The following is a 13,808-nucleotide window of genomic DNA, read 5'->3' as shown; positions in this document are numbered from 1 at the left end:
AAGGTGCTGAGATGACATCTTTTATCACCCTCAAAGAAGAGATTCTTGATCTATCGCTCTGTGCTTCCTGCGGATTATGCGCCGCAGTGTGCCCTCAAGGCCTGCTGGCAATGAACGGCGACTCCGTTCCGCTTCCCGTATTCCAAGGCATGGAGAGCCAGGCAGCGGACACCTGCGGAAGCTGCAATCTCTGCTCGGAAGTGTGCCCGGGGTATGACACAGGTGTGATGGAGTCCGAGCGCCGCATTTTCGGCCGCAACCGATCCGAGCTTGAACGCTGGACCGGTATTTACCTGTCCACCTATCAATTATCGGCAGCGGACCCGGAGATCCTGGGCCGGGCGGCAGCCGGTGGGGCGGCGACGATCCTGGCGATCACGGCGCTGGAGGAGAACTTGGCCGACGCGGTGATTGTGGTAGGGAGAGATCAAGAACGCCCCTGGGTGCCGAAGGCGTACCTTGCCGATTCGGTGGACCGGATTATCGAGTGCGCACAGACCAGCTACTGCATTACGCCGAATCTGGATCTGTTAAAGGACGGCAGATATGACAAGGTAGGCATTATAGGTGTGCCGTGCCAGATTCAAGGAATCAACAAGCTGCTGAATCTCCCGGAGCATCTGCCTTCCTCTATGTTGGCAGACAAGGTAGCGTTTACAATTGAGCTGGGATGTGCTTCTAATACCTCCCTTGGCGGTACTGAACATCTGATTACAGAGATCCTCGGCATCGATTTGGCCGATGTTGTCTTTATGCGCTACCGGGAAGGGCAATATCCTGGACAATTCGTGGTCAGGACACGGCAGGGTCAGGAACATTTTCTCCCCTTTTATAGGCTGGTGGAGGAGTTCAAGAAGTTCAAGACGTTTCGCTGCCTCGCTTGCCCGGATTGGTGGTCAGGTGTTGCCGATATCTCGATTTCGGATGGGGACCCCAACATTTTTGATTCCAGTAAAGCCGGAGTATCCGCCAAAGCTTCATCCACGGTAATGGTGCGTACGAGGATGGGAGCTGATCTACTTGCGCTTGCGCTGCGCCGGAACGCGGTGGAGCTAGTCGATTATACCTTCGAGAACAACCTTGGACTGGAGCGCAAAAGGCAGCGTTACCGCAGCTACGCGGCAAAGGGCGACCGGCGGATTCCGCTGGCTCCCGGAAGAGATATGGACTATTCGCAAATACTCTCGGATGACGAGGTGATCAGAATTGGAATTGGTACAGAACAGGGTCGAGCTACCGGCCAAGTGTGACTTGCGAATCAGAGCGAAGCGGGATGTAGGCTCTTTGGTGTTCCATTCGATTCCCGGAGACAAATCCATCTCTCAGCGGGCCATTGTCCTGAACGCTATCGCCGAAGGCAGAGGCAACGTACAGGGTGTGCTGCGTTCCCGTGACACTCAGAGCTGCATCGCTATTTTGCGCCAATTAGGTGTAACGTTTGCATGGAATGGTGATGACCTGTCTGTCTATGGGAGAGGGCTGCGGGGCTTGCGGGTACCAGAGGGCAGGCTTGAGATTGGGAATACGGCCACATCGGCCCGGCTGATCTTGTCTGTGCTGGCAGGACAGCCCTTTGCAGCGGAACTCGGCGGGAACGCACTGCTCTCGGCAAGGCCGATGGATTGGGTGGTTCAGCCGCTGATGGACATGGGGGCCTCTATTGAATATCTTGGTGTGAAGGGCTGTCTGCCTTTGCGGGTTCAGGGAGCATCGCCATTGTCTCCCATAGACATGGAAGCCACCGTATTCAGCGCACAGGAAAAGTCAGCTCTGCTATTCGCGGGATTGTACGCGGAGGGGATCACACGTTATCGGCAAAGCTGCCAAAGCCGGGATCATACCGAACGCCTGATGCGATATTTCGGCATAGATATTCAGGCCGATGGCGATGTTACTTCCCTGAGGGGAGGTAGTTTCTTTTCCGCCAAGGATGTGATTGTTCCAGGTGACCTGTCCTCAGCGGCTTTTCTGCTGGCAGCATACGCTATTCGGGGAATGGGGCACAAAGGCAGCCTGTCGATTAAACGAGTGGGTGTCAATCCGACCCGGATGGGGTTCTTTCACCTGCTTAGAGAGATGGGACTTCACTTGATGCTGCAAAAGGAAGAGGATCTACTATCCGGGGAGCCGATTGCAGATATCTATTGCCCGCAAGCAGCCCGGTTGTCCCCTGTCCTTGCTGAAGGTAACGAGCGGATACAGAGCTTGATTGACGAGGTTCCTTTGCTAGCCGCGGTATCGGCGTTTGCCGAAGGGGATTCAGTGATTAGGAACTGCCGGGAATTACGAGACAAGGATACGAACCGGATTCAGACTACTGCGGGGGTACTAAGAGCTTTTGGCATAGAAACCTCATGTAGTGAAGACGATATGGTCATTCACGGCGGCAAGCGTCTATCACCTGCTATTGTAGACAGCTCTGGGGATCACCGGATCGCCATGACCGCCGCTGTGCTCGCCAGCAGTATGGATGAGCCTTCGATTATCCGCAACTGCGGCTGTATCGACGTATCCTACCCGGGTTTTGTTGAGGACCTTTCGCAGCTTGCTCATATTGATATTTTGCGTTCAGAATGATTATCGGTACGTTTTGCTGAAAAAGCCCACAGCACCGCATGATGCAGTGCTGTGGGCTTCTGTGATTTTCGAGTAATATTATTTAGTGGTAACTGTATAGATTTCTGACACAGGTCCATCGGTGAGCTTCAGCTTCGTTTTACCGTCAGCGCTCATTTTATAGAGGCTCTGATTATCCTCTGCGTTATAATAGTAGATTCCTGATACATCGTTAAAGATGGAGCTATTATCCCAAGTCACGCCATTCAATTTAGTTAAGGACAGATTCGCATTTACAGCATAAGCCCCGCCGCTTGCATAAAATATGATTTGTCCGTCGGCTGTACCATTCTTCAGGTTATAGACATTTGTCACCTGGCTTAGTGCAAGTGTTTTTGTACTGGTTACTTTACCGTTGGCAATGGTACTGATGTAGCCTTTTCCGTTGCTGCCGACGTATGCCAGCTTGTTTCCGCCCATATCGGCAAGGCTGACAACCGCGCTTTGATTGAGCTGAAACGATTTACCGCTTTTATCTATCGCATAGCTTTTGCTCTTGGAATACACGTAATCATCATTATCGTCTACTGTGACCCCTTTGTTATAGATGTAATAATCATTGGACCAGAAGCCTGAATAGGTTGCATTCGCATCCAGCGGGCTTTTGGCATTGGCTGCTTTGGGGTTTCCGCCATTCACCGGAAGGGTGTACAGAACCATGGAGTTCAGAGAATAATACGTTTCTGCAGGTTTGATATCTACCATTACAGAAACCGTAGAAGAACCCGGATGAATATAGGAATAGGATGGAATGGCGCCTTGCGCTATATATTGCACATTTCCACTGCCATCGCGGGACTTCGAGGCTGCCCAGGTGTTTGTTCCGTTCTTCAAAACATTGTAGTAAATGCGGCCATTCTCCACGGAGAAGCCTGGAAATTCTGTATCTGCGTTATTCGCAATTTGCTTGATCTGGGTGTCATCAGCCGCATCAGCCAACGAGCGGTAGATCACGCCATTGTCATCCATGAAATAGATGAACTCCCCTTCGATTTGGTAAAATAAAATATCCTTGTTGCCGGCAAAGTTGCTGATCAGCGCACCTGGTTCGGTCAGAGACAAACGCTGCAGCTTGCTAGTGTCCTCATTATCAAAGAAATACAAATACTTGCTGGTTGCGTTCAGATAGGATCCCTCGAAATTCTCAGAGATCATTTGAGCAGTACCCCCAGCAGTGGGTGCACGATATAATGATCCATCTTCCGAGCTATAGTACACATACCCATTCTCCGCAGCCGCTGCGGATGCGTGTGGAGTCAGCTTTCCTGCCCCTAGAGCAGAGCTGATCAAAACACCTGCAAGCAGGATGCACCCTAATCTTTTAGTTAACCTCTGAATCTTCTTCATTTGACGACTCCTCTTTAGATGAAATGGTATGAGTATAAAACTATACCTTACTAAGATATCGGATTAAACCAAGGAAAATATATGAAGCGAAAGAACCATTATTATCCTCCTGAATCATGAATTGAATGAATTTGGTAAGGGCTAAATGGCATGCATAAATATGCAAACAAGGAAAATCCCCATAAGCGAGAGTAATGGCCTATGGGGTTGTGAATGATTATCCTATGGTTTTCACAACAGTTCCTTCATTGTCGGTGATATGAGTGGGTACGATCCTCACTGCAAACTCCGGCCAGTCAGTGAGATGATACAGCCCTGCTACCGGACGGAGAATTTCTGATATAGCTTCCGAGGCAGCCTCATCCAGCTTAAGGAGAACGTTTTCTTTATGAATATCGATGCTGCGAGGGACACCTGTCTCGAAGCTGGAGGAATTCTACTCGGCCATTAGGGGTGTCTATCGCCGGAAGCAGAGGGTCTGTAATAAAAGCCAATGCTGTCAGCACCGTCTCCGACTCAAGGGCAATCGGCCCATTCGCATCCATATAATCCCCGGAACGGAACACATTTCCGCTGTTAAACACATAACGGCCCAGATTCTGCAGCAGATTCAATGCCCAAGCTGGAGGCTCATCTTCTGCAGCGGATTTGGATAGCCGGAAGGTCAATTCGAAGCCATATCCGCTGTACCCGGGATCTTCCGTTTCTTTTTCATATAGCTCCGAAAATCCGTAGGTTACAAAATGCCAATGTGGCATTGGTTCACGCACTTCGTATACACTGATTCCATTCAGCGGATCTGGTCCACCAAGCATGTAGGGTATGGCGGTTCCGTAATGCTTCTGTTCCTGTTCTCCATAGAGCTGCTCCAGAGCTTCATCTATGGCTTCCCAGCCATCTGCGTTCAATTCTTCTTCGCTCAAATGTTTTCCCTCCCAGAATGTGGTCGGGAACTAGTTTTATCATGATAGATTGACAGTCTTAAATCAGCTTATAGCCCTAGCGAGTTGCCCCTCTCCAGACGCTGGATCTGCTGCTCGCCATTGTCGGCCAGTTCGCGGAACTGATTGATGGTCTCGCGCATTCTCGGCAGTGCCTCCTGCTTGTAGGTGCTGATGGAATCCAGGGCGGACAACACGTCGGTAAAGGCCTGTTTCAGCGTGTCCGGAGAGATGGAGGTTTCCATCGATTGTTTTTGAATCGCTGCCCCTTGCTCTTTAAGCATTTTTGAGGTGCCGCTGATCAGATGATCTGTCGTTTGATTTAGCAGCTCGATTTTTTTGAGTACGATTTTTTGATGATATAGTGCGCTTGCGACGGTGACGGAGATTTTCAGTGCAGATACGGTTACGTTTCGGGCTCTGTCAACGCCCCGGATCAGTTCTTTATTATTTCTGATCACTACTTCGATAGCCATGATGCCTTGTTGATTGACTACTTGCATCTGCTGCAGATCCATGACCCGCTGACGGAGAGGGAAGAGGACTTCTTCGGTGATGAACCTGATTTTGTCCTCGGACTCACTGCGCACCTTAGCAGCTTCAATCTGATGCTCGATTTCCCGGTCCATCAGCATGCCGAGCTGAATTTCCTTCTGCAGCTTTTTGGTGAGCTCCCGCAGGGTCTGCTGTTCGATCTCAAGGGTGGTGTTGTCGTTCTTCAAAATGGATTTGCCTTTATCCAGGGATTGGATGATATCGGAAATGACAGCGTCTGCTTTCTGGTACTTGGCGAAATACGTACGCAGGGGATTGAAGAATTTGCCCAGAATCCCGTTTTTAGCAAAATCGACAGCACTCGGATCCAGATCCTTCAACTGCAAATGGAGCTCCGTCAATCCCTTGGCGACCTGGCCGCCTTCATCGCCTGTTTTGGACAGATTGCCTACGGACACCTGAAGCAGGGAGTTTTTATCGGAAGAGGAGCGCATGGTATTCATTCCGAACATGTCGATCGATTGCAGCACAGATCTCCGTTTTTCCAGTGAGTCTATATCCAGGTCCAGAATACTTGCTACATTGCTCGCGGCCAGCTCTTTCAGCTGCGAAACCTCTGCAGGCTCAGGCTGTACCTGTTCTTCGATAACCGCTTTGAGCGTTTCCGTACTAGGGATTTCCATGGTAAATGACATCACAAACCTCCTAAAGTTTTATCGAAGCTGCACTTCTTCGACTGTGCCCGTAATATAACTAGCTTCGATAGCATATGCCCGAATGGTAGGCTGAGCTACATTTGCACGTTGAGCAGATTGCCGATTTTGTACACGACGTCATCCGTATCTGCATTGATATTTGCAGCCTCATTAATACTGGAAATGCTCTCCAGTGCCTTGATGTTCGCATTGTAGCCTATGGTGTAGACCGGGATTTTATAAGTCTCGATTAAGCCTCTAATCTCATCTAATGAATGCCCTTCGTTCGTTTCACCGTCACTGAGGACGAAAATCACCGGCTTAATATCAGGATTCAAGGCAATTTGGTCCTGAAGCATTTTCATGGCTACAATGATTCCGTCGAACGTAGCGGTGCCCCCGGTAGCCTGCAGGCTGTTAATGGCCCCTACGAACATGGACTGCTGATTGGTGTCATATTTGGCGATGGGCAGATTAATAGTCACATCACTGGAGTAGGAGACAAAGCCAATGCTGTTGTCTTTACCCAGGAATTTCTGTCCTTTGAGCAGCGATTCCTTCAGATGATTGAGAGGTTCCCCGGCCATGCTTCCTGACACATCCGCTACGAATACAGCTGCAATTGGTTTGCTGCCATCCTTTTTCTCTTTCCAGAGCTTCTGGGCTGAAGAGAGGAGGTTGCCTTCAATAGGGGCAAGTTCAGAGACGTATTCATTCATGCCGTTGAATCCTTTGTCCGATGCCAGCTGTTGATATCGGTCCTGCTCAGTGAATTCGGCAAATTTCTTGATAATGTCCAGCTTCTCCTTGGGTAAATTTCCAAGCGCGTAGAGCGGACTATCATGTCGTACGCCAAACGGTGTGAAGACATAGCCGCTTTTCAGATCAGGCGCATTCACATAGGTTTGATACTCCAGAACAAAAGCATCCAGTGCCCCTGTTTTAGCCGCATCCCGCATTTGCAGCGTGGTCGAGGCGATGAACGGCACATTGGCCTGGAACCGCTCAAAGCCCTGCACAGCCTTATCACTTAACAGATCGGAGCTGTCAAAAGTGCTGAGTGCGGTCACGAGGAAGTTCAGTCCGGTGGAGCTGGCGAACGGGTCGGTGTAGCCCATGGACAGCTCATTCGCTGCGATAGCATCCGTTATAGTTTTGACATTCAGCGAGCCGTACTTGCCTACCAGTTCGTCATATTTTTTCTTGTTGGTTACCACGCCCGCCACATTGCCGGTTATACGTTTCGAGATAAGCACGGTAGGGGTTCCGTTTGCCTTGACCATCTCGCCCCATAGCTCGTTGGAAGGGGTAAAAGCATCTGGTATATACTTACCGGACCGGATATAGTCTGTGGCCGTGCCTGAGGCGATATTACGGATCTTTACGGAAGCCTGTTTACCGCCGATCATGATTTTCGCATCATTGAAGGCAGTGGCTACTTCATTCAGCCAGCCGTCATTTCCTGTCCCGGATTTCTCGGTGGAAGAGAAGATTTCCACGAAGCTGTCCGTTGTATTCTCTACAGAAATAGGAAATTTGGAGATGTCGGGCAGGGATTCGCCGATATCTGCGGGGTCCAGGTCGATTTGCCCCTTTACAGTATCTGCGACTGTTACATTAACATTGCTGTAGAGTTTGTTCAGCTTTTTACCGGCGTCTTCCGCAGAGATCTCCTTATCGGATTTGCCTAAATTTGCAGTCAGCGTGATTCCGAAGTAGACCAGAGCAAATACGCATGCTGCAATCACTGCGAGTATGATCCCTTTTTTGCCACTCCCGGCCATGTGCATCTTCCTTTCTAATTCTGATAGAGCTTGGTCTGCCCGATCAGGGCGTTAAGCTCTTTCATGCAAGGCATTTCATCAACTGCCCTGTAGTCCGTATTATCCAGCAGGGAAATTTCCAGCAGCAGCTGATCCAGCTTAAGCAGAATCTCCTCATTCGCCCCCAGATAGCCAGTCACATGGGCAAAATATTCGTTATACAGCTCGTTTTTTCTCTGCACCAGCGTATCGGAGAAGGGCTTCGGCCTTTGCCGGCTGGTGAACAGGTTGAATTCAGAGGCATCGAATACACTGAGCTTGTTCAGAATCCCCCGCACATTCAGATACAAGAGCTTTTCAACCTCAACAATGACGGACTGGAACTTTCGGAAGCTTAATTCCGTGGGCTCAAACCGCTCCCCTAATATATTCATCAAGGTGGATTTCTTTTTGTCGATCCGCTCCAACTGCTCAAGGGCAAGCAGAACATCTTTTTGGAGCGCCTTCACATTCCGGTAGCGGCTCAACCCTGCGATGTAATCATCACGGGTTTCCAAATTACGGACAGAGGGAGTGGCTGGTGTTTTGAAGAGGAGGGTATAGCTCCCGTACAGCACGACAAGCAAACTAATGAATAGCAGAGTAACGCCAGAAGCAGTCTCAAGCGTACTTCCGCCAACAATTTGAAGGCCAAGCAGTCCAGGAGAAAGTACAGCTATGTTCGACAGCGCAATTCCGGCAATAAGTCCTATCAGTTTTACGGGTCCAGAACGGTTCAGAATGTACACCTCCTCTGCAGGTATTTTTTTACAAGACGCCTTTGGATCCATTTTATCAGAGAAAAGAAGGTTTAGCTCCGAAATATTACCAAATCGAGCCCCAGTCATTTGAATCCTTAAATTTTAAGAATTAAGGGTTGACAGCAACTTACTTGCCATGTAACATATGAACAGTCGTTATGCATATAATTACATACTGTTCTCGTATAACCTCGCAGCCTTATGGGCATCAACAGGGCGAGGGTTTCTACAGGAAGCCTACTCTTCCTAACTACGATGGCAAGGATCATGCTCTTATGTTCCTCGTCCCCGGAGTTAGGTTTATTTGCGTATTGCGGCCGATTTAATAGATTCAGGAGGCATAAATGAAATGAAAGATTTGAAATATTTGTTATCGGTATTAATTGGGGCCATGAGCTATGGAATTCTATCTACGATCGTCGTATTGGCTTACGGAGAGGGGTACCAGCTTGGGGAAGTGGTCGGTACGCAGCTGCTGACCGGCTGCATTCTTGCCTGGCTGCTGGCATTATATACAAAGGTTAGGCAGGCGCGTAAACAACGCAGCCAAGGCATTCGTCCAGCTGCAGCACAGCAGGCATCGCCTGCACTTACCTGGAAGCAGCGGCTGCTGCTGATGATGGCTGGAGCGCCTACTGTGGTGACAGGATTAGTCTATTACCAGTCCCTGCGCTATATTCCAGCTTCGCTGGCTATCATCCTGCTGTTCCAGTTCACCTGGATCAGTGTACTGATCCAGGCTGTCAGCAAGCGGCAGCGGCCCGACAAGGTAACCCTGCTGACGCTGTTGCTTCTCTTCGGCGGAACGCTGCTTGCAGCAGGAATTATAGATCAGGGTGCAGCGCATTTCAATGCTCTTGGACTTACTCTGGGCCTGTTGTCAGCTGTAAGTTATTCCATGTTCATTATTTTCAGCGGCAAAGCGGTTCCCTCTGCACATCCGGCGTACCGGAGCGCATGGATGGTTACCGGAGGCTTGTTGCTATTGTTCGTTATTTTCCCGCCGTATTTCCTTTTCAACGGACTTTTGTGGGGACAGCTGCTGCTGTTTGGATTTTTATTGGGTTTGTTCGGAGCCTTTATTCCGCCGGTATTATTTGCCATTGGTGTTCCGCATATCGGGGGCGGCATGGCTGGCATTCTCGGTGCTGCCGAGCTTCCGGTTGCTGTATTGCTCTCCTCATTCGTGCTGCATGAGCAGGTAAGCGGACTGCAGTGGACCGGGGTTGTCCTGGTGCTCCTGGGGGTTGTGCTCCCTGAGCTGTACAAGCTGCGGTGGGGGATATCCGACACGGCAGCTTCACAGGTCTAGCTGCCTGTCATCTAGCGATGATTATTTATAAGGGATTAGTAAAATAACCAGCATATACAGCGCGTACCGGCATCAGACGGTACGCGTTGTTTTTTTGCCCTTCTATAACCGTATCCACGAAGAACATATCTTCAGGAGTACTGTTTGAATTCCCGATATCTCCGGCTGAAACTAATGGTTGATGAATGGAGCATGGAAATGAGAGGATGGAGATAACGTGAGGAAGGGGGAAGTATATATGAATGGTGAGTTACATCAGATGTTATTAATCACAGCGCTGGGAAATGGGAATTTGATTAGTGGTGCGGATGCCTCTAATACTGAATTAGAGCATACGGAATACATAGAAGTGCGATTCATAGAGGAGGGAGGAGGGAAGGTTTGGAGCTGGCCCGAGTGGCTTGCAGAGCTGAAGAATAATGGCTGCCGGCGGCTTATGTTAAACGGTATGCCTTCGGCAACTTCCTGGAGCACTGGTATTCTTCAGAGTAATGGGATGCCCAATGGAGTGACCTCCCTAGGAACAACAGGTGAATCCTTGTGGAAGGCTGATTGGCACATGGATCAGTATGGCTCGCGGACAAAGTGGAAAGTTACCTATACTGAACAAAAGCTTTACGATGGACAGAAAGGTGATCGCGAATTCCTTCCATTATCTGTTTTGTCAGAGAAGCTGGACGTGGCGCTAAGGCAGATTGGAGATCTGGCCTATACAATAGAAGAGAGTTTCTGGAGTGACCATTTCTTTGAGCCTGCTAAGAGTGTTCTGAACGGAACAGGTATAGCTGCGCAGCTGTCTTTTCACTTACCGGATATTTATAAGGACCAGGCACGAACGCTGCTGAATGCAGTCTACAAAGCCTGGGTATTCGGTGGCATGGGTTCCTGGAATGACAGTCCTCCATATTCTGCCTATCAGCATGACCGGGAGCAGGAGTTCAATACGATATCGGCCCGGTTATACGAAACCCTGGTACAATGTGCGCGGGGAGCCGTGAATTCCGTAGTGCTGCTATGAACCTAAGCGGGATATGATACTTTGAGTAATAATAAATAACGGAGAGCTATGATGAAACTGAACGATCTAATTAAGCTATGGAATCATGCGTTCTTGAACGGAGTACCATAAAAATAGTATAAAAGTAACAGCTATCGAATTATTGGAGATTTCAAGCACTATTTGTATGTATTTATTGACCCAGCATATAGGGTGGGAATCCCATTTATAGATGAGATAGCTCTTTTATTTAAGCTTAATGTGCCAAAAGTCGTATATTCAAAGATTCAGAAGTAAAGAGCTTTATTTTGTGAAATTCAATATTCCCTTCATTTATTCCGATAAGGATAAAGGATCCTCCAGAATCTGGATGGTCTTATGTGGAAGGAGAAATGTTGGAATGATTACAACCATCGATACATCTGGCCAGCTTGAAAAAGAAGACTACTTGTTATCGAATACGCAGCAACTTACCCGAAAAGATACCTCCGATCAACTATTAATTGAAGTTTTTCAGCACTGCATATTCAATATTAAGGATCATCTTAACGGACCCTATTTATTTCTGCTTACGGATAAGGAGGGAGTTCTGCTCGCGATGGATTACAGTCGTAATCTGGAGAGTGCAGTAAGTAAATCTCCTATCCATATAGGAATGTTTTTTACTGAAAAATGCTGCGGGGTCAATGCGATTTCAGAGGCCATTGCGCAGGGCTGTCCCGTGTATTTACCGCCTGAGGATCATGAAAGTCCTTTTTTTAATAATTGGCATTGCTTTTCGGTCCCTCTAGTGGTCGGTCATGAAATTATTGGTTATCTGGATGTCTCAACGATTAATGCGGCTATGAAAAGCGAACTGATTGCGATTGCCAAGCTGATTCCGGCAGATATGCTGATCAGTTACCAGGTCCAGCTTGCAAGCCAGGCCGCTGGGCAGCTTCCGGCACAACTGAGTGAACGTCAACTAAAAGTACTCAAGCTCATTTCTCAAGGACTAACCGGTAAAGCAATTGCCTCAAAATTAAAGATAAAAGAATGTACAGTGAATCATCATAAGAAAATTATTTTTGATAAGTTGGGGGTTCAATCCAGCTCGGAGGCTGTTTCTGTCGCGACAAGGATGTTATTGTTTTAGCCATGGCCTATAGTTTTATATAGGTGGTAAAGATAACATTACATGTTAAACTTTTCTGGTGTACAAAAAAAGAGAGAAACATCAGGAGGGTATTATGAAGAAAAAAGTTGGATTATTATCAATGGTGATGGTGTTAATGCTGATGATGGTTACAGCATGCGGAGGAAAAGACAAGGAAGTTAGCTTAGGTGTGACTGAAAGTGGTACATACACAAATGACTATTTCGGATTGTCCCTTAACTTTCCCAAAGAGTGGGTCTTCCAGAACGCAGACCAGATGATGAAGCTTATGGAAGCCGGTCAGCAAGTTGTTGCCGGTGGTAATGAAGCCAAGAATAAAATGCTGGATCTGGCAAAGACCAAAACGCTGAACCTGCTGATGGCTTCGGAATTTCCATTAGATTCAGGTAAAAGCGGGCCTTCCGCTATCGCAGTTGCCGAGAAGGTAAGCATGCTCCAAGGTATTAAGACTGGGAAGGACTATCTGGAATCTTCAAAAAAATTGATGACGGACAGCAAACTTCCGTATGAGTTTGAAGACATCAAGACCGTTAAAGTCGGGGGAAAAGATATGGACCTGATGAAGGCTTCCATTAATAATGGAGCTGCAGTAGTCACGCAAGAATATTACAGCACCATTATTGACGGGTATGCATTTAACCTCATTCTTTCCTACGTAGACGAGAAGTCAAAAGCTGAAACGGATAAGATTTTGGAATCTGTATCGTTTAAATAAGGATCAAAAAGAAGCTGACCCAAAAGCCATGAAATGGCTGCTTGGGTCAGCCCTTTTTATACGTAGGAGATACGTAAGCTACTTGGGTGGACGCTCCGCGAACGGACCGTTGTTCCAATCGCTTTCGTTATTGCCTGGGCTAAGCCCTGCCCAAGCTACGAAGAGCGGTTTCCTCTAGTAGTTCTAAAAAGATTTTAGAAACTTTATCCGCTTAAACAGCGGAGAGAACGAAATGATTGTGGAAAAGCGGTAGCGGTCGCCTTGGTCTCCGGATTTTCACCGCTAAGGAGAATGAAAAAAATCTGGAGAGCACAGCGATTGGAACAACGTTTCGTTCGCGGAGCGTGCACCCAAGTGCTCACGTTAATCCTACTAAAAAAACAGAGGGCTGACCCAAGCCATGAAATGGCTTTTGGGTCAGCCCCTTTTTTGTATCTCTCAACGGACCAATATTTTACCTTCACCGGCCAGTGTGCGCAGCATTTTTGGAAGGCGATCCTTGTCAGCTTCAGGGATGTCCAATTGAATACCGTAGTGAAAGGTGTCGGATTCCTCCTTATACCATTTCAATGTTCCTTCTATGTACATAGATTCAGAGGAGAGGGCCATCTCCATGCCTACCCGTACCAGATTGGCGTCCGGATTGACATTCAAAGGAATCGACAACCGGCATCCCGAACGGCTAATGTCATACAGTACGGCACTTACGGGTTTGGGGGGAACTGGGATTCCGTTAATGGTAAGAATATGCAGATCTAATGTAGCAGGTTCTTTTAGAGTGTAGCGAAAGGGTTCAGTTCTGCGGTTACTGTTCATATACTCCTCCATACTTTTCCATGTGTATTCTAAATTTATCGACATAGTAGCAGGATTAGTGAAGAGCTGGGAGCTTGTTCACCCCAGTAGAATTCGTAATAGTGGTGTTGGTTTTCAGCCTTTAGACGAGAAGTCGTTGCAAAAGTATGTATAAT

11 protein-coding genes and 1 pseudogene are annotated in these 13,808 nt (G+C 48.1%); 6 read left to right on the top strand and 6 right to left on the bottom strand.

Translation table 11 applies throughout. The features are described from left to right. Positions 1-11 precede the first annotated feature (11 nt). Both A3842_RS07250 and aroA read left to right on the top strand, forming a co-directional pair. Positions 12-1,250 carry a Coenzyme F420 hydrogenase/dehydrogenase, beta subunit C-terminal domain gene (locus A3842_RS07250; RefSeq protein WP_074100910.1) on the top strand — a complete coding sequence of 413 codons (1,239 nt, stop codon included), beginning with the start codon at positions 12-14 and terminating at the stop codon, positions 1,248-1,250. Continuing rightward, positions 1,207-2,577, top strand: a complete 1,371-nt coding sequence (gene aroA / locus A3842_RS07245) for a 3-phosphoshikimate 1-carboxyvinyltransferase (RefSeq protein WP_256701567.1) — start codon at positions 1,207-1,209, stop codon at positions 2,575-2,577. Before A3842_RS07250 ends, aroA begins: the two co-directional genes overlap by 44 nt. Before the next feature lie 78 nt (positions 2,578-2,655). On the opposite strand, the gene A3842_RS07240 is transcribed toward aroA, so the two are convergent. The 5 genes and pseudogenes from A3842_RS07240 to A3842_RS07220 form a co-directional block, all read right to left on the bottom strand. Beyond that, the gene (locus A3842_RS07240) at positions 2,656-3,963 is read right to left on the bottom strand and encodes a DUF5050 domain-containing protein (protein ID WP_074100909.1); all 1,308 of its coding nucleotides are present in this window, start codon (positions 3,961-3,963) and stop codon (positions 2,656-2,658) included. Positions 3,964-4,385: 422 nt separating this feature from the next. Further along, positions 4,386-4,886 (bottom strand): annotated as a pseudogene (locus A3842_RS07235) (suppressor of fused domain protein); the annotation flags it as partial. 68 nt (positions 4,887-4,954) lie between these two features. After that, a complete protein-coding gene (locus A3842_RS07230) occupies positions 4,955-6,094 on the bottom strand; it encodes a toxic anion resistance protein (protein ID WP_074083606.1) in 1,140 nt (379 codons plus the stop codon). A gap of 95 nt (positions 6,095-6,189) precedes the next feature. Further along, positions 6,190-7,878, bottom strand: coding sequence for a vWA domain-containing protein (locus tag A3842_RS07225; RefSeq protein ID WP_074100908.1), 1,689 nt, complete (start codon positions 7,876-7,878; stop codon positions 6,190-6,192). A 14-nt stretch (positions 7,879-7,892) separates the two neighbouring features. Then, the gene (locus A3842_RS07220) at positions 7,893-8,687 is read right to left on the bottom strand and encodes a hypothetical protein (RefSeq protein ID WP_256701566.1); all 795 of its coding nucleotides are present in this window, start codon (positions 8,685-8,687) and stop codon (positions 7,893-7,895) included. Positions 8,688-9,006: 319 nt separating this feature from the next. Here A3842_RS07220 and A3842_RS07215 point away from each other — a divergent pair, with 319 nt between their 5' ends. The 4 genes from A3842_RS07215 (at position 9,007) to A3842_RS07200 (ending at position 12,837) form a co-directional block, all read left to right on the top strand. Continuing rightward, positions 9,007-9,969 (top strand): EamA family transporter, encoded by a 963-nt coding sequence (locus A3842_RS07215; RefSeq protein WP_178382307.1) that lies wholly within the window; start codon positions 9,007-9,009, stop codon positions 9,967-9,969. A gap of 238 nt (positions 9,970-10,207) precedes the next feature. Next, positions 10,208-10,987: a hypothetical protein gene (locus A3842_RS32885; protein WP_083609508.1), complete on the top strand. Its 780-nt coding sequence runs from the start codon at positions 10,208-10,210 to the stop codon at positions 10,985-10,987. A 379-nt stretch (positions 10,988-11,366) separates the two neighbouring features. Further along, positions 11,367-12,101 carry a helix-turn-helix transcriptional regulator gene (locus A3842_RS07205; protein ID WP_074100907.1) on the top strand — a complete coding sequence of 245 codons (735 nt, stop codon included), beginning with the start codon at positions 11,367-11,369 and terminating at the stop codon, positions 12,099-12,101. A 94-nt stretch (positions 12,102-12,195) separates the two neighbouring features. Continuing rightward, positions 12,196-12,837 (top strand): hypothetical protein, encoded by a 642-nt coding sequence (locus tag A3842_RS07200; protein WP_256701564.1) that lies wholly within the window; start codon positions 12,196-12,198, stop codon positions 12,835-12,837. A gap of 438 nt (positions 12,838-13,275) precedes the next feature. On the opposite strand, the gene A3842_RS07195 is transcribed toward A3842_RS07200, so the two are convergent. Then, complete coding sequence (locus A3842_RS07195) at positions 13,276-13,698, bottom strand: PilZ domain-containing protein (protein ID WP_256701562.1); 423 nt, start codon at positions 13,696-13,698, stop codon at positions 13,276-13,278. Positions 13,699-13,808: the final 110 nt, after the last annotated feature.

The sequence above is a fragment of the Paenibacillus sp. P3E genome (genome assembly GCF_001909045.1).
GTDB classification, from domain to species: domain Bacteria; phylum Bacillota; class Bacilli; order Paenibacillales; family Paenibacillaceae; genus Paenibacillus_AQ; species Paenibacillus_AQ helianthi.
The sequence above is the reverse complement of the archived record's forward strand: the minus strand, read 5'-3'. Positions and strand labels throughout refer to the sequence as shown.